This window comes from Parapedobacter sp. (assembly GCF_035556095.1).
Classification (GTDB): Bacteria; Bacteroidota; Bacteroidia; order Sphingobacteriales; family Sphingobacteriaceae; genus Parapedobacter.
This window is the reverse complement of the sequence record NZ_DATMFT010000012.1, coordinates 37,745-55,762: the sequence shown is the minus strand read 5'-3', so window position 1 is coordinate 55,762 and position 18,018 is coordinate 37,745. Positions and strand designations below refer to the sequence as shown.

The 18,018-nt window shown below is 52.2% G+C and carries 14 protein-coding genes; 7 read left to right on the top strand and 7 right to left on the bottom strand.

What is annotated here, in order from left to right; translation table 11 throughout:
* Window position 1: 1 nt before the first annotated feature.
* The 3 genes from VNQ80_RS06350 to VNQ80_RS06340 are packed head-to-tail and all read left to right on the top strand — an operon-like array spanning window position 2 to window position 2,055.
* The gene (locus tag VNQ80_RS06350; RefSeq protein ID WP_325636623.1) at window positions 2–403 is read left to right on the top strand and encodes a hypothetical protein; all 402 of its coding nucleotides are present in this window, start codon (window positions 2–4) and stop codon (window positions 401–403) included.
* Between the two features lie 7 nt (window positions 404–410).
* Entirely contained in the window at window positions 411–1,406 is a 996-nt protein-coding gene (locus tag VNQ80_RS06345; protein ID WP_325636622.1) for a BtrH N-terminal domain-containing protein, read from the top strand.
* A gap of 58 nt (window positions 1,407–1,464) precedes the next feature.
* Window positions 1,465–2,055 carry a sigma-70 family RNA polymerase sigma factor gene (locus VNQ80_RS06340; protein ID WP_325636621.1) on the top strand — a complete coding sequence of 197 codons (591 nt, stop codon included), beginning with the start codon at window positions 1,465–1,467 and terminating at the stop codon, window positions 2,053–2,055.
* Here VNQ80_RS06340 and VNQ80_RS06335 read toward each other — a convergent pair.
* Genes VNQ80_RS06335 through VNQ80_RS06305 form a run of 7 tightly spaced genes read right to left on the bottom strand, consistent with a single transcriptional unit; the run spans window position 2,043 to window position 14,280 of the window.
* Window positions 2,043–4,538: a family 20 glycosylhydrolase gene (locus VNQ80_RS06335; RefSeq protein ID WP_325636620.1), complete on the bottom strand. Its 2,496-nt coding sequence runs from the start codon at window positions 4,536–4,538 to the stop codon at window positions 2,043–2,045. The two genes, VNQ80_RS06340 and VNQ80_RS06335, sit on opposite strands and share 13 nt — an antisense overlap.
* A 9-nt stretch (window positions 4,539–4,547) precedes the next feature.
* Window positions 4,548–5,738 carry a heparan-alpha-glucosaminide N-acetyltransferase domain-containing protein gene (locus VNQ80_RS06330; protein ID WP_325636619.1) on the bottom strand — a complete coding sequence of 397 codons (1,191 nt, stop codon included), beginning with the start codon at window positions 5,736–5,738 and terminating at the stop codon, window positions 4,548–4,550.
* A 20-nt stretch (window positions 5,739–5,758) separates the two neighbouring features.
* Window positions 5,759–7,105, bottom strand: a complete 1,347-nt coding sequence (locus tag VNQ80_RS06325) for a glycosyl hydrolase family 18 protein (protein WP_325636618.1) — start codon at window positions 7,103–7,105, stop codon at window positions 5,759–5,761.
* An 8-nt stretch (window positions 7,106–7,113) separates the two neighbouring features.
* Window positions 7,114–8,073, bottom strand: coding sequence for a glycosyl hydrolase family 18 protein (locus VNQ80_RS06320; protein ID WP_325636617.1), 960 nt, complete (start codon window positions 8,071–8,073; stop codon window positions 7,114–7,116).
* Window positions 8,074–8,081: 8 nt separating this feature from the next.
* The gene (locus tag VNQ80_RS06315) at window positions 8,082–9,662 is read right to left on the bottom strand and encodes a SusD/RagB family nutrient-binding outer membrane lipoprotein (RefSeq protein ID WP_325636616.1); all 1,581 of its coding nucleotides are present in this window, start codon (window positions 9,660–9,662) and stop codon (window positions 8,082–8,084) included.
* Window positions 9,663–9,697: 35 nt separating this feature from the next.
* Complete coding sequence (locus VNQ80_RS06310; protein ID WP_325636615.1) at window positions 9,698–13,183, bottom strand: SusC/RagA family TonB-linked outer membrane protein; 3,486 nt, start codon at window positions 13,181–13,183, stop codon at window positions 9,698–9,700.
* Window positions 13,184–13,227: 44 nt separating this feature from the next.
* Entirely contained in the window at window positions 13,228–14,280 is a 1,053-nt protein-coding gene (locus VNQ80_RS06305) for a FecR family protein (protein WP_325636614.1), read from the bottom strand.
* 164 nt (window positions 14,281–14,444) lie between these two features.
* On the opposite strand from VNQ80_RS06305, the gene VNQ80_RS06300 reads away from it, so the two are divergent.
* Genes VNQ80_RS06300 through VNQ80_RS06285 form a run of 4 tightly spaced genes read left to right on the top strand, consistent with a single transcriptional unit; the run spans window position 14,445 to window position 18,016 of the window.
* Entirely contained in the window at window positions 14,445–15,197 is a 753-nt protein-coding gene (locus tag VNQ80_RS06300) for an ABC transporter ATP-binding protein (protein ID WP_325636613.1), read from the top strand.
* Window positions 15,190–16,473: an ABC transporter permease gene (locus VNQ80_RS06295; protein ID WP_325636612.1), complete on the top strand. Its 1,284-nt coding sequence runs from the start codon at window positions 15,190–15,192 to the stop codon at window positions 16,471–16,473. Before VNQ80_RS06300 ends, VNQ80_RS06295 begins: the two co-directional genes overlap by 8 nt.
* The gene (locus VNQ80_RS06290) at window positions 16,473–16,892 is read left to right on the top strand and encodes an acyl-CoA thioesterase (protein WP_325636611.1); all 420 of its coding nucleotides are present in this window, start codon (window positions 16,473–16,475) and stop codon (window positions 16,890–16,892) included. Before VNQ80_RS06295 ends, VNQ80_RS06290 begins: the two co-directional genes overlap by 1 nt.
* On the top strand, window positions 16,889–18,016 hold the full coding sequence (locus tag VNQ80_RS06285; RefSeq protein WP_325636610.1) for a beta-ketoacyl-[acyl-carrier-protein] synthase family protein: 1,128 nt from the start codon (window positions 16,889–16,891) through the stop codon (window positions 18,014–18,016). The genes VNQ80_RS06290 and VNQ80_RS06285 overlap by 4 nt, the downstream gene beginning before the upstream one ends.
* Window positions 18,017–18,018 lie beyond the last annotated feature (2 nt).

Below are 18,018 nucleotides of genomic sequence, written 5' to 3'. Positions count from 1 at the left end.
AATGAATACAAACGAAGTACCTCAAGACGATGGCAGCCTGGCCAAAAAAAACGTTCACGAACTTTGCTATGCGGTGGACGAAAACGGCCGATACACGGCTGTACCCAGCCGGGGCTGGGAGGCGAAAACGTTGGCACTGAACGAATCCCTCCAACTGATTGATGAGCGGATAACGGCCACCAAACAAGCAGTCGCAGCCGGCAGGCTCAGTCCCATTGCTTATTACATGGAACTCCATCGCATGGACGTACCTTTGCTGGCCAGTTATGTAGGTATACATCGCTGGTTCGTAAAGCGGCACTTCCGGCCCAGTCGGTTCGATAAGCTGAAAGACAGCACGCTCAAAAAATACGCGGACGTCTTCGGCATTACCGTGGCCCAACTGAAATCGCCAATTGATTAACACATACATGGACATTGCTTTTGAACACCGCCAATCCGCCCATTGCGAAAATGGGGTCATATCAAATTTATTAAACCACCAGGGAATCACCTTGTCTGAACCAATGGTTTTCGGCATTGGCAGTGGGTTGTTTTTTGTGTACCTTCCTTTTATCAAAGTCAACTTCGCTCCCGGATTCAGCTACCGGCCCATGCCGGGCAGTATTTTCAGAAAGCTAGCACGCCGGCTGGGCATCAAGGTAATCCACCAGCGATTTTCATCGCCCGAAAAAGCACAAGCCGTATTGGACGAAAAGCTCGCCCAGGGTATTCCCGTAGGGTTACAGGTAGGCGTATATAACCTCACCTATTTCCCCGACGAGTACCGGTTCCATTTCAACGCACACAATTTGGTGGTTTACGGCAAAGAAGCCGATGGGTACCTCATCAGTGATCCGGTGATGGACTATACCACAAAACTCACCGAAACCGAGCTCCAACGGGTACGCTTCGCCAAAGGTGCACTGCCACCGAAAGGCCACCTCTACTACCTGGAACGGCTACCTGAGCGGCTCGACCTTGAAAATGCCGTGCGGAAGGGTATCCGGCAAACCTGTAACGACATGCTTGCACCGGTGCCCATTGTGGGTGTACGCGCCATGAAATGGGTGGCCCGGAATATCCGCAAATGGCCACAGACCATCGGGGTCAAAAAAACCAATCATTACCTAGGTCAGCTGGTTCGTATGCAGGAAGAAATAGGCACAGGCGGCGGCGGATTCCGTTTTATCTATGCTGCCTTCCTCCAGGAAGCGAGTGCACTGCTCAACAACGATGCGCTCGCCAAGCGATCGGAAGAGATGACCGCCATCGGCGATGCATGGCGCGATTTCGCACTGGACATCTCGCGGATATATAAAAACCGCAAATCTGGAAACGACGTCTATGAAAAGCTATCCGAACAGCTGATGGAACTCGCCGAGCGGGAAAAGCAGTTTTTCAAAGCGTTAAAAAACGACATTTAGCGGCCAACTGTTGCAAAACAGCTAATTTTTGCTATCTTGGCTAGACTTTTTCAATCCGATGAAGCCTAGCATGTACACCAATCCCGTAGCGAAAGACTGGAATTTGTTTTTCAAAGACGACCGGGAAGGGCTGTATGTTTGCTTTACACTTTTTTACGATGACTTTTACCGCTTAGGGTTACACTGGTACAAAAATCCCGACTTGGTAAAGGAGTGCATCCATAACCTGTTTCTAGAGCTCTGGAAGTCGTGGTATAACCGGGGCCACGTGACTAACAAAAAACAATACGTGATTACCGTTTATAAGCGCATCGCCCATAATACGTTTTTGGCGTATAACCAAGCCACCGCGAGTACCGCCGAGCAGAAGCATTTCGAAACCGCCCATGAATTACCTTATGAAGATCTCTTGATTGCGTCACAAACCGAAGAACATCGAACAAAACAGCTTCAGGTCGCTCTTGGGCACCTTACAAAACGCCAAAAGGAAATCATCCAGCTCCGGTTTTACGAGGGTCTTTCCATTTCCCAGATTGCGCAGTCGTGCGCGCTCACGGAGCGGACGGTGTACAACACCCTACATAACGCTATCAAACTGCTACGGGAATACCTGCTGTATATATGCTATGCGATGATTTATTTCCAATAGATCGTGCGGCCGCCCCGCCCATCACCATCGAAAACACGGAAGGCTACCGTACCTTCAGCAACCAGCGGCTCCGTGTATCGTGTGCTTTGTTCGGTAGGCTCGCTTCCATCTACCGTATAACGTATCGCGAATCCCGGAAGCTGTACATTGGCAAGGAGTTTCCCGTCCTGTTTAATCACGCCCGCCGTAGGGATACGGTAAGCGAAGCCACCGCCGTAGTGACTCGCCCGTGGTAATTCGCGTTTGGCTACGGCATTTAAAAACACCGACCAATCCGTTGCGTATAATCCTTCCGCTTTACTTGCATGAGGTTCGGTTGCCCAGGCAGGTGCTGCTGCCCAGGCACGCTCGGCAAGTCCGTAAAGTTTGGGCAGCAACAGGTATTCCATCCGTTCGGGCGAAGTGATGATTTCGCTCCAAAGGGGAGCCTGCAAGCCGACGATGTTGGTCCGGCCGGCGTCGGTAAGCCGCTCGCCAGTAGCTTTGGTTTCTAAACTGCGGTAATAGTCGTACGGAACGAACCCAAACGGCTTTTCCAAATCCACGTATCCACCCCAGTACTGCCCCGGCTCATAGAAGCTATTGTTATACGCCAAATCGATATAAAAGTTCGTTACGTTGGTCAACACCACTTGGTAACCGGCATTTGCAAGGCGGTAGGCCAGGTCGACATTATCACCCAGGTTATTCCATACGTCGGTATGGAAATTTTCATTTGCAAAGCGCGGCTCCACCACCATCTTACGCCGACCATCCACAACTGCCTTCTTCATACCGATTTCTTCCCACCCCGAGAGGTAAAGCCCGCGCGACTGCAACATATGATTAACACGGTTGAAAAAATAATACCACACGTCGTCAACATGCGCAATGCCGGGTTCCGTAGCTATAAGCCGGTGTACAGCGGGCGATTTCTCCCACACGCCATTGGGTACCTCGTCACCACCGAAATGAATGGTTTGTAAGGGCGCCCCCGCCTCTTTGTGCATGGCAATGAGTTCGTCCACCACCTTTTCAAGAAATGTGTAGACCGAAGGTACCGCCACGTTAATGATGTTGTCGTCCCAGTTTTGTATGGATCGGTATTCCGACTGGTCATCGAGATCGCGCAACAAGTACTGCTGCGCCGCTGCGGTGTCGCCCTTGGCCATGTAGGCGTGGTACCGGGCGTCCATGGATTTTATGGCCGCGCGGGCGTGGCCCGGTGTTTCGATTTCGGGAATAACGCGGATATGCCGCGCCGTGGCATACCGCAACAGTTCGATATAGTCAGCTCGGCTGTAAAACCCGCTCCCTGTTGTATTGACCACATCGGGTCCCGAGCCGTATGATGGCATGAGCCATTTGGCATCATCAAGGGTATGCCCCCTCCGGGCACCGACCTCGGTCAGTTCAGGCAGCCCTAATATCTCCAACCGCCACGCTTCATCCTCACTGAAGTGGAAATGCATCACATTCACTTTGTGGAGCGCCAAGAGGTCCAGTATTTTCATCACCTGTTCTTTGGGCTGGAAATTACGCGATACATCCAGCATCACTGCACGGTGCGAAAACCGCGGTTCATCCGTAATGGTGACACCTTGGAGGGCGATGGCAGTTTGCTTTTCCACCCACACCGATGGGGGCAGCAGTCCCTTGAGTGACTGGATGCCATAAAACACACCGGTAGGAGTCGTCGCCTCAATGACCACGCCACCGGCATCGACCATCAGCCGATATCCCTCGGGGTGCACACCCGCTTGATGGCGAAGTACGATTGTTGCATCCGACGCTTCGTCTACCAACTGCGGCGTATGGGTCAGTACCCTGGCCAATTCGTCTCGCAAATACGCCGCCTCGTTAACAAACGCGGGGTCTGCGCTTATGGTGATCCCATCTGCCACCAAGGTAAACGAATCCGCCGTATATCCATAACTCACCGGCGTGGGCAGTACTGGCGGTAACTGAGCTAGGGGCACATCGGTAATACGGTCATTCTGTTCATATACCTGCGCAGCAAGGACCATTTCCAGGCTGTCGGCTTGGGCAAAGGGCTTTACCTGCATGGGTAACGATACGCCTGCCGGATGGTCGGCCGAGACCAGGTAAAACCCTTTCGGGATATCGGTAATGTTCCGCAGCATCCGCGACATCACGCCGATTTCTACCGTGGCGCCGGGGGCCAAGGGTGGCCATCCCTCGCGGGGATAAAGCGTGAAGAAATCGCCATTGATTAGTTCGATACCCGCCACGGCACTATCCACATCGGCCACCCGCGCCACACCGGTATTGAAATAGATGGACCAACCGGTGGCCCCCAGCGTATCGGACGTATTGTTGGTGATTGCCAGCGTGGAACGTGTTTCGTTCGTTCCCGGATAAGGTGAGGCTACGATTTCCCACTGCAGGGAAAGTGCCGGATTATTGCCATTCGTTTCCCGGGTTGAGCAGGCCACTACCGCCAACAGAACGAGCAAAGCGAAAAAAAGATTTCGAAACATCATATGTGTAAGTTATAATTTCAACCGGATACGTCGCTTTTCGAGTATCCCTGTGATGGCAATGATAACTAGCGCGTATAGCAACGATTTAGCGATACCCACCGTACCGGTTCGGAGTACCGCCGGCAGCTGCCACCCGATATACGCTAAGATTGCATAGTGGATATAGGGCAGTAGGTAACACGTGAGGGTACTGGTACCAGCCGGGCTAATGAAGCGATACCAACCCGACCAGCGCTTTATGTCTACGATATACACCAGCAGTGCAAACGCTGCGACGCTGATACCGGCACACACCAGTGCAAACGAGGGAGTGGCCCATATCTTAGAGATATTCCACTCCAACCGGGCCAGGAAACCCAGTGCCAACAGGGCAGCGGCCAGGACAGTGGCTCGCCATAAAAATGCCGGTAGTTGCGCGTTGTACCGCCGGTATAGTAACGATACCAAAACACCACAGGCAGTAAGGGCGGGCAACGCACCATCCCCGGCTATCCATACCCACGTACGAACCGGCTCCAGCCCGTCAAAGACGCTGGATTGCGCACCCATATTGAACAGGATAAAGGCGGTGAATACGCCCACCTGTGCCCAAGGGTTGCCCCGCGTCCATAAAAACAGCAAGCTCACCAACAGGTAGCACCAGCCAATCAGGCCCAATATGCCCCACCAGTGTGGCCGCATGGCCAACCAGCTGCCGGGGTCGCCGCCATCGGCCTGGAAGAGCAGTGCCAATACAACCAATCCGGTGATCCCAATGCTTTTGAGCACCGTTGCCTTGGCCGAGCGCGGTGCGCGGTAATCCATCCATACGAGAAAGAAGCCCACGGTTATGGCTATTTGCCACACCCACTTCGGCAGCCATGCGGTGTCTGCATAACTGTCCAGGTTGACATGGAACACACCCATCACGATCAAGGCGAGCGACCGTACCGCCACATGTCCGGTAATCCGCCATCGGCTGTCGCCCTTTTTCAACCGGCTCCGTATGGCCAGCGGCACGGAAAGCCCCACGATAAAGAGAAAAGCCGGAAACACCACATCCGCCAAGCCCAAACCATCAGCCTCAGCGGGCAGATGGTCTATCCAATTAGGAATACCGATCAACGTCCATGTGTCGTTCACGAAAATCATCAACAGCATAACCAACGCCCGATAGGCATCGATGGAGAGCAATCGGCTGCTGGTAGGTGGCAAACTCATCTTCCGGTATTACTGCAAATTTATTGTAATATCTGGTAAATCGTGCCCATCAACGACTTTTCACCCGTCACGTCATAATCGCCAGCCCAAAGGTATACCCCTTTGAAACCATTTTCTTTAACGTATGCGGCTTTCTGTGTAACCAATGGTATTCCATTGAAATAGACGCCGTGGGCCTGTTCAATAAATTCTTTATTGTGCGCTTCGCTATCTGCAGCCACGATATCACGATAAGGAACATAACTATAAGAGCCCCAATCAAGGTTATTGCCATTGTCATCTATCCCGTTATATTGCAAACCGAACGCCGGAATACCCAAGACGATTTTCTCTTTGGGAATACCGTGGTTGAGCCAGATATTGGCACCATCTACCATGAATTGGAAAGGCGAGGGCTGGTCACGTGGTGCACCCGGCCCCACGGTCAGTCCATTTTCAAACCCGCGTACGTTAAGCCAGTCTGCCGCCGAGAGGTCGGGATACTCCCAATGCTGCCAGCCGGTGGCGACCGTAACGGTAATCAGTGCATCGGGGGGTAATGCCGCACGGAGGTCTGCCAAAAATGGGCCGATGGCAGCAAGGTTCGACGAATAAGCTCCTGAATTAATGTCGGTCATCATGATGTCCACGCCGTCCATCCGCCGGGCAGTTACATAATTGACCACGTTTTGCACCACCAACTGCCGTGTTGCCGGCTGGGCGATGGCACCACCGAAATCGTTGCTTTCGTACAATGCCCAGCCATCGAGCCCGGTAAGCCGACCCGCAATGCCCAGCAATACCGGAATGCCATTGATATGTGCACGTGCTACCACCTCATCGGCTGCCTGGTTCGTTTGCCCGGCTGTCACATCGAGGCCACCGTCGGGCAGTACCCTGGCACACTGGAATGCCACATGAGTTACCGTGCCCCAATCCACATGGGCGGCCGTGCCGCCATCCGACAGATAGGCCATGGCTACCGATGTATAGGGTTTCAGTGTGTAATCCGTTGGGTTGACCAAGATAGAAGAGGTACGGCTGGTTGTTTTTCCACCGTTTGACACCTCCAGTGTAATCGTGTACTCCCCACCACCTTGGGGTGTAAACATAAAGGCTGTATCGGTAGAAACTTCCGTTCCGTCTACTTTCCAACTGATATCCACCGCCGCAGCAGGCGAAAACAACAGTCCCGTAAAACTGGCCGTCTCACCCTCCGAAATAATCATCGAAGGACTGGTAAATACACCGGTTCGATCGAATATCCGCGGATGAAAATCAGTACTATACGCTGTGTCACCATTTTTTTCGCAACCGGATACCGCAACAACCAGCAGCAGTACCGGCATCCAAACGTTAATTAGCTTATTCATTGCTTTTTTGTTCATATCGTTTATCAATTGATTGTTTCGTTGATGGCACGGAGCAAGGATTTATCACCATCGGCATCCTGCAGGAGTTGCCAGATCATCACACCACCGGCACCGTTGTCGATGGCATACTGTGTCTTTTTACGGATCGTGGGAATTCCGTTGTAATAGATGTCCCCACCCTCGGGAAGCGTCACCTGGTCGTTCCATTCGCTCCCGGGCCAGCGCGCCACGATATCGCGGAAGAAGATACTTTGGGGTGCCCCTTCGCCAAAACCGTATCCGTAAAAGGGTAACCCGACGAAAATACGGTCGGCAGGAATATTTCTCGTTTTATGGAAGTACTCGAAATCCGTAGTAGCCATGGAATAGGGCGAATGCGGACCGGTATTGGACGGATTCCAAGGTCCTGTAGCATCGTAAGACATGATATGGATAACGTCGTAATGGGCCAGTGTCTCGTCTGCAATCTGGTCAGCATTCCAACGGGCCAATGCTGCGGTAACCAATTTACCCAATGGCTTCACGGCCGTTGCAACTTCTGCTACAAATGGCGCATAGTGCTCATTGATGAGCGCATTCTCCAGGTCGATATCCACCCCATCAAATCCGTACTGGTTTATCAAATCGACGATTCCAATCACCAGTTTAGCCCGCCCCTGCTTCGTACTTAGCAGCCCTTCGAGATGGGGTGGTGGATTGCCACCACCAATGGAGAAAAACACGCGGACATTGTGATCGCGCGCCTGTCGCACGAGCGTGCCCAACGCCGCATTCCGCTCGAAGCCGCCGGCAACATCCGGGTTCAGGAATGCGATATTCAGGTCGGTGATGTATTGCCAATCGATCTGCGTGCTAGCCAGCGACCAATCGGAAGCAAATACATAACCCAGTACCCGTAACCGAGGCTGCTCGGGCGGCAAATCCGGATCAAGGTTGCCTTTGCATGACGTTTCCAGCACCAGCAACGGCAAGACGAGCAGCAAAAAACGTATTATTCCACGTCCCACCATACCCTCCCGTTCCAAGAATTGGTACCACCCAGCCGTCCTACGGCTGCCCCATAATTTACACCGTTCTGTTCCTGCTCCGATAGCGGGTATTCAAACCGCCGCGGCGTTGTTGTCGAATTAGACTCGCCATTTACCGGCGATGGCAGCACCGGATAGCCGCTACGCCGCCAGTTGGCATAAGCTTCCGGGCCGTTGAGGAACAAGGCTATCCACAATTGGGTATTGATGACCTCCAATTCGCGGCCCGGCAGCAGGGGCACGCTTTGTATGAAATTCGCGATTTCGGTATCGGTAAACACGGGGCCGCCCGTAAACAGGCTCAGTTGCTGCAAGGCTGCGCGGACCCCGTTTTCGTAATGCATCTGGACGTCACCGAAGCCGGTGCCGAAGCGCAGTGCGGCCTCGGCCAGCAAGAACTCCACTTCGGCATACGTCTGGTGGAAAAATGGTGCATCGTTCCTGATAAGGAAATTGGCCGGCTGGGCTTTCTGTTCGTTGTTGGTAACGGTATGGGTGCCTACGCCGGGTACTTCGATATCGAATGGGTTTTTCCAATCGTCCCAAATGTAGTCGGTTGGGTTCACACCGGTTATACCGACAACCGCGCGTACCTGCTCGGTAATATCCACCCGGTCAAACGGCCGGTAAGGCAAATCGATGTAATACCTTGCGATATGGTTTAGGCGGGGATCGTTGGAATTGCGCATCTGATTAATGAAGGTAGCTGACAGCCGCGGCACGACCTCATGCTGATTGATACCCACGGATACGCCGTTGCCCCGGATATCGACATAATCATTCTGGACGTTTTCATGGCGCATGATGCACATCGCTGCATTGCTGTCAAACACCCCGTCCTGATAGGCTGCCTGTGCTTCGGTCTGTGCCTTGGCCGGGTCGCGTTTCACGAGCCGCATGGCCAATCGCAGCCGCAGAGAATTGGCAAATTTTTCCCAAGCCGCCACGTTACCGCCGTAGAAAAAGTCGCCGGGAACCGGGTCCTTAGATGCATCCAACTGAGCCGATGCCTCCTTCAACTCACTGAAGAAGTGGGCGTAAATGTCTTCTTGCTTATCGTATATGGGCCGTGTAACGCCTGTATAGGCGGCCATTCCAGCTTCGCTGTACGGAATATCACCGTAAAGATCGGTCAGCCGTGCAAACATATAGACTTTCATGATCCGGCAAACGGCATTCAGGTTGGTTGATTTTTCCACACCGTTGGTCCGTTCCACGGCATCCACGATGTTGAGGATGTCGTTGTGGTACGTATATTCCCAAAAGGATGAAAGGTACGGGAGGCTCTTGATATACATTTGCCCGTAACGATTGGCCCAGATACCGCCGAGCTGTTGAACCAGGGGCATGGTCATCACGACACCTAGTTTTTCGTTGATTTCAAGGTCGCCCGAAAAGCGGGCTTGAACCAGCGACAGTTGGAGGTTGGGGTCGAGGTCGCTCGACCGTGTTGGGTCGATATTGGTGTCACCGAATTTCGTACATGCAGCCATTGATAACAGAATGGCTACCCCCGTTACACTCCGATAGATTAACTTCTTCATAGTCTGTATAATAATTAGTGTAGACATGGCCGTTATTAAAATCTGAAATTGAGGTTGATGCCCCAACTGCGCCGCGAAGGCAGGGAGCCGTATTCCAAACCTTGCCCATTGCTGTTGTTGTAATTCGAATCGGGGTCGACATTAGGTACCGACTTGTAAATGATAAACGGGTTGCGGCTTACCACAGCGATACTAAGGTCTTGGACACCCCATTTAGAGACCAGTGAACCGGGTACACGGTAACTCAGCGTAATTTCGCGCATCTTGAGATATCCCGCATCATAAATATAGGGGATGGAAATACCATTGCCATCGGTATAGATGTTTGACCAATATAGCGATGGGTCCACCGCCTGTGTGTTAGGCGTGTAAATAGGGTTGCCCTTGTCATCTGTGCCGGTCTGTACAACACCTTGAGGTACATACCCGCGCACCTTACCCATGTTTCGCCACTCGTCTTCGGTGGCGCCCGCGGCTAAGCGTTCTTCTTCAGATTGAATCCACTCCTCGCGCCCTTGGAGTGTGGAGTTAAGACTTCCCCGAGTGGCGGCAAACAAGTTGGACATCGAAAACAGGTCGGCACCAAGTTTCATATCGACGATGGCCGTAAGCCCGAAATTCTTGTAATTCATGCTGGAGTATAAACCACCCGTCAATTTGAACGTGCCCTGCCCCAACAATTGGCGTTCTTCGCTTACCAGCGGCGTTAGGTTATTGGCGTTGAGGATGATGTTACCCTCGGGGTCATATTGGTAACCATACCCCAATATGGAACCGTAGGGCGCATCGGGCATCGCCACCACAGCCACGCCCATCCAGCGGGCATCAGATAGGGTGAGGAACGGCACCCCTTCGGCCAATGACTCTACTTTATTGATATTGCGTGCGACATTGAAATTCAAATCCCAATGGAAATGTTCGTTGGATATGGGCTGGGTGTTCAGCACAATCTCCACGCCTTTGTTTAGGATAACCCCAGCATTGATGATCTGCGACGTAAAGCCGGAAGAAACCGGTATGGGTACGCGATTGATCTGGTCGCGCGAGCGCTGGGTGTAATAGGTTACATCCAGACCGATCCGGTTTTCCAGGAATTTCAGCTCCAAGCCGGTTTCAAACGAGCGGGTGCGGGTAGGCTTCAATGCCGGGTTGGGAAGCAACATACTGGAAATGTTGCCTACCGAACTGCCCATGAACGAGAGCGGATTGAGCGCATAGTATAAATCCAGCTGATAGGGATCGGTATCGTTGCCCACCTCGGCGGCCGATACGCGCAGCTTGCCAAACGTCAGGATTTGCTTGTCAATCTTGAATGCATCCGAAAAAACAAAGCTTCCCGCCAGAGAGGGGTATATGTAACTGTTATCAGTGCTCGGCAGTGTGGATGATGCATCATGGCGGATCGTTGCATCGGCGTAGAGGAATCCTTTGTAGCCAGCACTCAATAGTATGTATGCGGAGTTATTATGCTTTCGGTAATCGTTTTCAACGACCGACTTATCGGCAAAGCTGTTTGGGCTTACCACATCCGTCATGGTCATGTTCAGGAATTCCATCGTACTGCCAGCGTTGCGGATACGGGATACGCTGGCGCCAAGCCTGGCTGACAGGTACCACGCGGGCGTTACCTGTTTTTCCATGCTCAATAGCACATCCGATTCAGTGGTCGAATACCGCTGGTGATTGGTATTCAACCGGCCTGCCAGTGAGCCCGGTGTGGTTCGGGGGGTATATTTCTCGAAATCGAGAAACGTCAGGTCGGTTGCCAGTCTACCCTGCAGGCTCATCCAACTGGTAATGGTATAATTGAGTTGAAGTGCACCCATCAGCCGATCTTTCGCTGTCTCATTACTCATCTCGTTGATGATCCAATAAGGATTTAGCCGGTATTGGCCACCACCCCAATCAACATACGTACCTTGGGCATCTTTGTAATAGTTCTTGAAATACGCTTGATCCACGTTATTGGCCAACCCGACGAAGTTGTTCCCGATATTTCCGGGGTCGTCGGCCAACGCCGGCCGGTTGGTTACGTTTTCATTGAGGTAATACGCACGTGCTTCCATCGTCACCTTCTCGCCAAACTTAGAGGTGCCATTAAAGGTGAATGAATTGCGTCGGAGCCCACTTTCGGGTACAATATCTTGATTGCGCATATCAGATACCGCCAGCCGGAACGACGAGCGATCCGTAGCATTCGTCAATGATACGCTGTTGGTATAGGTAGCCCCTGTTCTGAAAAAACCGCTGATGTTATCCTTTGCCAATGCGTAGGGACGTAATTGGCCATCAAAATAAGGTATCATTAGGTCCGGATCGAGGCGCGGGCCGAAATTCGAAAACAGTGAGGTGCGCGCCTGATCGGCATCCATTACCAGATTTTGGTTACGCCCCTGCCCATATCGCGTCTGGTAGCCATCAAACGTGGTCAATTGGTTCTCAAATGTCATCGTGCTGTTAAGTTCGATACCAAGCTCTTTGCTGGTACCGCCCTTTTTGGTAGTAATGAGGATAACGCCATTGGCTGCCCGGCTCCCATACAATGCAGCGGCAGAAGGTCCCTTCAGCACACTTACTGTAGCGATATCGTCAGGATTGATAGCTGAAATCGCATCGCCAAGATCATAGCCTGCAGCGAATTTCCCACCGTCCACTTGTCCGTAATTGGAGTTGTCCATTGGAATACCATCCACCACATAGAGTGGCTGGTTGTTGCCGGTGATGGTAGTTGCGCCGCGGATGATGACGCGCGACGATCCCGCGGGACCACCAGCAGTGGAGTTGATGACCAACCCCGCAACGCGCCCGGCGAGTGAATTAATTACGTTGGGCTCGCGTACTTTTTTGAGCTCGGCCCCCGCCACTTCAGAAACCGCGTAACCCAATGAGCGTTCCTCGCGCGTAATACCCAACGCGGTGACTACCGTTTCGTCGAGTTCCACGATGGCATCTTCCAACACCACGCGGAGCGGCTGCGCGATCGCTGCAATGGTGACCGTTTCGGTTGTATACCCCATCATGCGGAACCGGAGTTCATCACCCGCTTGTGCGGGAATTGAAAAATTGCCGTTAGCGGTGCTCATCTGGGAGCTATTTGTCCGCATGTTGACAATGGTTACGCCCTCAAGTGGCTGCCCCCGGCTATCCTGGACCTGTCCGTTTATAAACTGCTGAAGTACTGTTCCAGGTTGCTCATTGAATTGGATGATGACCATCTCGCCGCGCAAGCGGTAACGGAAAGCCAGCTGTTGACCCAGTTTATCCAGCAGTTCGTCCAGTTTGGCATTGCGGACTTGGAGGGTAATACGTTTGTTAACATCCAACTCCAACGGGTTATAAGAAAACCGTACGTCTGCACGTTGCTCAATTTGTTCAAACACGTCGCCTATGGCCTCCTGTTTCCATGTAAAGGAAAAGAGTGATTCGGTCGATTGTGCATGCCCGATGGCGAAAAATGCCATGAACAGGGCGAACATTAATTTAGGGGTTAGCCGGTATCGGCAATATAACATTCTCTTCATTGTTAGTTTAATTGGTCTGATACATTATTTAAGTGGTTTTCACATCAAGGGATTATCTGAAGTTGGTTACCGTCCATCGTGAACTGCACCCGATTGGAAAAAGCGATTGCATCGAGTACTTCCTGTAATTGCCTGTTGACAAATTGCCCGGTAAATGCAACCGTTTGGGCCACGTCGCTTTCGGCCACCAATGAGACGCCGTATACATCATACAGCTTATCTTTTATTTCGGTAAAATCAGCTCCCTGGAACGTCAATCTGCGGTCCAACCACGCGGTTATTTGTTCTTGCTCGAAAGACTGGATGACCAATGGCTGATCCGTGGTGATATTTGTCATTTGGCTGGGATGGAGAATGGCAGACGCCATTGACTTACCCGCTACGATATGGTTTACCTGCACTTTTCCCGAGGTGAGCATCACCTGCGATTCCGTTTGGTCGGCATAGTTTGTCACACGGAAGGACGTGCCCAAAGCGGTGGTCATTGTAGACGCCGTACGTACAATAAATGGCTTTTCAGCATTTTTAGCCACCTCAAAATAAGCGTCACCTTCTAACCATACTACCCGGTGGGTACCATTGAAATCATCGGCCACACGCAGTCGGCTGGAGCCATTGAGAAGCGCAGTACTGCCATCGGGCAATGTGAAATGCTGGCGTTCACCGACAGCCGTTTGGACAACTGTTTGGGGCTGCGCTTGAACCAGTGCAAATGTAATGGCGCGGTCAACCACGTTGTCGCTCATGAAAAACAAGGAAGCACTACCTACGAAGAGGAGTGTAGCCGCAACAGCCAACCACCGTTTTGCACGGCGTGAAAGCGTAGCGATAAACACCGGGTGATGTGCAGGTGCATTTGGGGTTACATCTATCGCTGCCTGGAGCCGATTAAGTTCCCTATGTTTTTCTTCATCATCTACCTTCACCGCCATGAGCAGTATCAACTCCTTCGCCGCTTCGGCCCGCCCGCGAAGTTCGGGGCGATTGTCAAGGATACCCGCCCAGTAGTTAACATCCGCATCGTCGGTACGCAAGCAGTAGTTGACAAACCGGTCGTCCATCAAGAAATCTTCAATCGTGTAATTCACATGGTCCATAATTATTACCCATTAAGTGAGCCTATTTCTTTACTTAGTGGGATGGTTTTGCATTTTTTACCAAAGATTTTTAAAAAATAATTCACCGTAGGTTTTCTGCATCAATACGTTCATAAGGTGAACTCCTTTACCACGATCTCGACAACTTTCCTTATTTTCGCCCCATGGACGAAATCATCCGCATACATGAGCTGTCCAAACGATATGCGGGCAGCGACCGGTATGCGTTGAGGAACTTATCACTTTCCATCAGGAAAGGGGAAATATTCGGATTATTGGGGCCGAACGGGGCGGGCAAAACCACGTTGATTTCCACCTTATGCGGTATGATCAAACCCACTTCAGGGGAACTCTGGTTTGACACCCTGAATTATCGACGGCATGGTCGGGCTATCCAACGGCAGCTGGGCGTTGTACCACAGGAATATGCGCTGTATCCAACCCTCACAGCGGCAGAAAACCTCTATTATTTCGGAAGCTTGTACGGGCTTTCCGCGGCCGAATTGACGAATCGTATTGCGGAAGGGCTGCAACGGGTCGGGCTAGCTGAGTTTGGCAAAAAGCCCATCAAGACATTCTCCGGCGGTATGCAACGCCGAGTCAATTTGTTGGCTGGCATCCTGCACCGACCAAACGTCCTTTTCCTCGACGAGCCTACGGTGGGTGTGGATGTGCACTCCAAAGAAGTCATCATGGCGTTGCTCCACGAACTCAATCAGCAGGGCACCACCATCATCTACAGTTCGCACCACCTCAATGAAGCACAGCATTTCTGCACACGGATAGCCATCATCGATGCAGGGCGCATCGTAGTGGAGGGACAGCCTGCTCAGCTTATTTCGTCGGTGCCGGGGGCCACCACATTAGAAAACGTATTCATCCACCACACCGGGAGCCAACTGAGGGATTATGCGTAAACTGATCGCGTCGGCATACAAGGAGGTGTTGCTGTTGCTCCGCGACTGGGGCGGCCTCGCCATCCTGTTTTTCATGCCATCGGTATTGATCATCACGATTACGCTCATCCAGGAAAGCACGTTCAAAGCGGTCGGTGAGTCTACCCTGCCGATTGTACTGGTCGATGAAGACAGCGGCGAAATCGGCCGGATGGTCGCCAACAACCTAAGTGAAGCAACCAACATCCAACTGGTTACCGAAGCAGAAGGGAAACCCATTGATGAAACCTATGCGCGGAAGCTGGTAAGCGAGGGCAAATACCAGATTGCCCTCATCATCCCCGAAGGAATCAGCAAGGAGCTGAACGATAAGGTAAACCACAACGTCGATCGGATTCTGGGTGCGTTTGCCCTTGTTGATGCCGATAGTGCCCAAGCGGAAACCAAAGAATGGAAAATGCAGGAAATTACCATCTATTTCGATCCCGCAGCAGGCCAGACTTTCCGAAACGGCGTGAAAAGCAACATCGAGCAACTACTCGCTAAGGTGGAAGTCCGGAAAATATACGATGTCTTCATTGACCAAATGGAAATGGAAGAAGATCCGGGATTGCTGAACGGCGAGATCATCTCATTCAAGGAAACGATTGCCCAGAAAGGGAACGACGGCATCATCCCCAATGCGGTGCAACACAATGTGCCTGCCTGGATATTGTTTGGTATCTTCTTTATCGTGGTACCGTTGGGCATCAACTTAGTCAAGGAAAAAAACCTCGGCACCTACATCCGGCTGCGCACCAGTCCGGTTTCATATGCCATTATCCTCGGTGGCAAAATACTCACCTATACGGTTATCTGCCTCATCCAGTTCATTTTGATGCTCCTGATTGCCAAGTACGTTTTCCCGTTGATTGGCTTGATTGAGTTTGATCCCGGTGGGCAATTCCCGTTGATGTTGCTGATTGCTTTTGTCTCGGGTCTTGCGGCAATCGGATTAGGCATCTTAATCGGCACCATCGCCGAAACCCAGGAGCAATCGGCGCCATTCGGTGCCATCTTCGTCATTATCCTTGCCGCCTTAGGCGGAGTTTGGGTACCCACCTTCATCATGCCGGAAATCATGCAGAAAATTTCGGCATTTTCACCGATGAATTGGGGTATTTCGGCATTTTACGATGTCATCCTTCGCAATGGCACGGCCGCTGACATCGCGCAGCCTTTGGCCTACCTGCTGGCCTTTTTTGCAGCTACGCTACTGGCCGCGATTCTATACGACAAACGAAACAAAACAAGCTGATGGACCAGACCCTTCGATACCGCACCCGTTTCCGCGTACGTTTCAATGAGACGGACCCCTTGGGTATCGTGTGGCATGGGCACTACATCACCTATTTCGAAGATGGCCGTGAAGCGTTCGGCGAGGCCATGGGCATCAGCTATCGCCATATCCGCGAGCAGGGTTATCTAGCTCCGGTTGTCAAATGCGTCTGCGAATATAAATTGCCCCTGCGCCATGGCGAATGGGCAGACATTGAAACAGCATTCATCAATAACGCCGCCGCTAAAATGACGTTTCGCTATACCATACTAAATACCGCGCAGCAAGTAGTGGCTACCGGTGAGACAACGCAGGTTTTCACCGATCTGAACGGCGAGCTGATACTCACCAATCCACCGTTCTTCGCGGATTGGAAGACCGAAAATGGCCTACTATGAGGGATGACGTGTACATCATCGGTGATGAGGTCATCTCCCCGTTGGGGTTAGGGAGTGAATTGAATTTCCAACGGTTGCGGGACGGGCATACGGCCATTGCGCCGGTGATGGACATGCGCCTCCGCGACCACCCCATCCATGCGGCACAAATGGATGGAAATCCGTGGAACCAGCTGGTCAAAAACGCATCGCACTATACGCGGTTGGAAAGGCTATTCATCCTGGCACTGCAGCGGCTCATCGAAAGGCACGATATTCCGCTGGATAGCGAGACGCTGGTCATTCTTTCTACCACGAAGGGCAACATCGCACTACTGGGCGACCCGGAGGGTACGTTTCCTGAGCAGCGGGCGAATCTCACGGCGATGGCGGAAGCTATCCGGCAATACTTCGGATTCGAAAACCAGCCTATACCCGTTTCAAATGCGTGCATATCGGGCTCGTTGGCCATCGCGGTGGCGCGGCGGCTGCTCCGGTATGATAACCGCTATAAACGGGCCATCGTGGTGGGCGGCGATGAGCTTTCAAAATTCATCGTATCGGGGTTCGATGCATTCCAGGCACTGGCCAACGAACCGTGCCGCCCATTTGACCGCAACCGGAGCGGATTGAACCTCGGCGAAGCCGTAGCAGCGGTGTACCTCTCAACCAAGCCGACACATGGAGCCGTGAAAATAATGGGCGTGGGTTCATTCAACGATGCCAACCACATATCGGGACCGTCGCGTACCGGCGAGGGGCTGTACCTGAGTATCTGCGAAGCAACACGTGAAGCTGGCGGCGGAATGCCGGACTTCATTTCGGCCCATGGCACAGCCACCGCCTATAATGATGAAATGGAGGCAATCGCTTTCCATCGGTGCAGCTTATCGGCGGTGCCGCTTCACAGCCTGAAGGGCTATTTTGGCCATACGTTGGGTGCCAGTGGGCTGCTCGAAACGGTGATGGCGATCCACTCACTGAAAAACAACGAACTGATACGCTCGCTCGGCTTTGCACATCCCGGTACCAGCCAACCGCTAAACATCATTACGCAACCCACGCGGCGACCACTCAACACTTTCCTTAAAACCGCATCCGGTTTCGGAGGCTGTAACATCGCGATGATCATCCAAAAAGTGTGACC

What these genes read in the sequence shown, in the direction of transcription:
- VNQ80_RS06285 (WP_325636610.1), top strand. Translation starts at nt 16,889, where the DNA reads ATGAGGGATGACGTGTACATCATCGGTGATGAGGTCATCTCCCCGTTG.
- VNQ80_RS06330 (WP_325636619.1), bottom strand. Translation starts at nt 5,738, where the DNA reads ATGAGTTTGCCACCTACCAGCAGCCGATTGCTCTCCATCGATGCCTAT.
- VNQ80_RS06325 (WP_325636618.1), bottom strand. Translation starts at nt 7,105, where the DNA reads ATGAACAAAAAAGCAATGAATAAGCTAATTAACGTTTGGATGCCGGTA.
- VNQ80_RS06345 (WP_325636622.1), top strand. Translation starts at nt 411, where the DNA reads ATGGACATTGCTTTTGAACACCGCCAATCCGCCCATTGCGAAAATGGG.
- VNQ80_RS06350 (WP_325636623.1), top strand. Translation starts at nt 2, where the DNA reads ATGAATACAAACGAAGTACCTCAAGACGATGGCAGCCTGGCCAAAAAA.
- VNQ80_RS06340 (WP_325636621.1), top strand. Translation starts at nt 1,465, where the DNA reads ATGAAGCCTAGCATGTACACCAATCCCGTAGCGAAAGACTGGAATTTG.
- VNQ80_RS06300 (WP_325636613.1), top strand. Translation starts at nt 14,445, where the DNA reads ATGGACGAAATCATCCGCATACATGAGCTGTCCAAACGATATGCGGGC.
- VNQ80_RS06305 (WP_325636614.1), bottom strand. Translation starts at nt 14,280, where the DNA reads ATGGACCATGTGAATTACACGATTGAAGATTTCTTGATGGACGACCGG.
- VNQ80_RS06335 (WP_325636620.1), bottom strand. Translation starts at nt 4,538, where the DNA reads ATGATGTTTCGAAATCTTTTTTTCGCTTTGCTCGTTCTGTTGGCGGTA.
- VNQ80_RS06315 (WP_325636616.1), bottom strand. Translation starts at nt 9,662, where the DNA reads ATGAAGAAGTTAATCTATCGGAGTGTAACGGGGGTAGCCATTCTGTTA.
- VNQ80_RS06295 (WP_325636612.1), top strand. Translation starts at nt 15,190, where the DNA reads ATGCGTAAACTGATCGCGTCGGCATACAAGGAGGTGTTGCTGTTGCTC.
- VNQ80_RS06290 (WP_325636611.1), top strand. Translation starts at nt 16,473, where the DNA reads ATGGACCAGACCCTTCGATACCGCACCCGTTTCCGCGTACGTTTCAAT.
- VNQ80_RS06310 (WP_325636615.1), bottom strand. Translation starts at nt 13,183, where the DNA reads ATGAAGAGAATGTTATATTGCCGATACCGGCTAACCCCTAAATTAATG.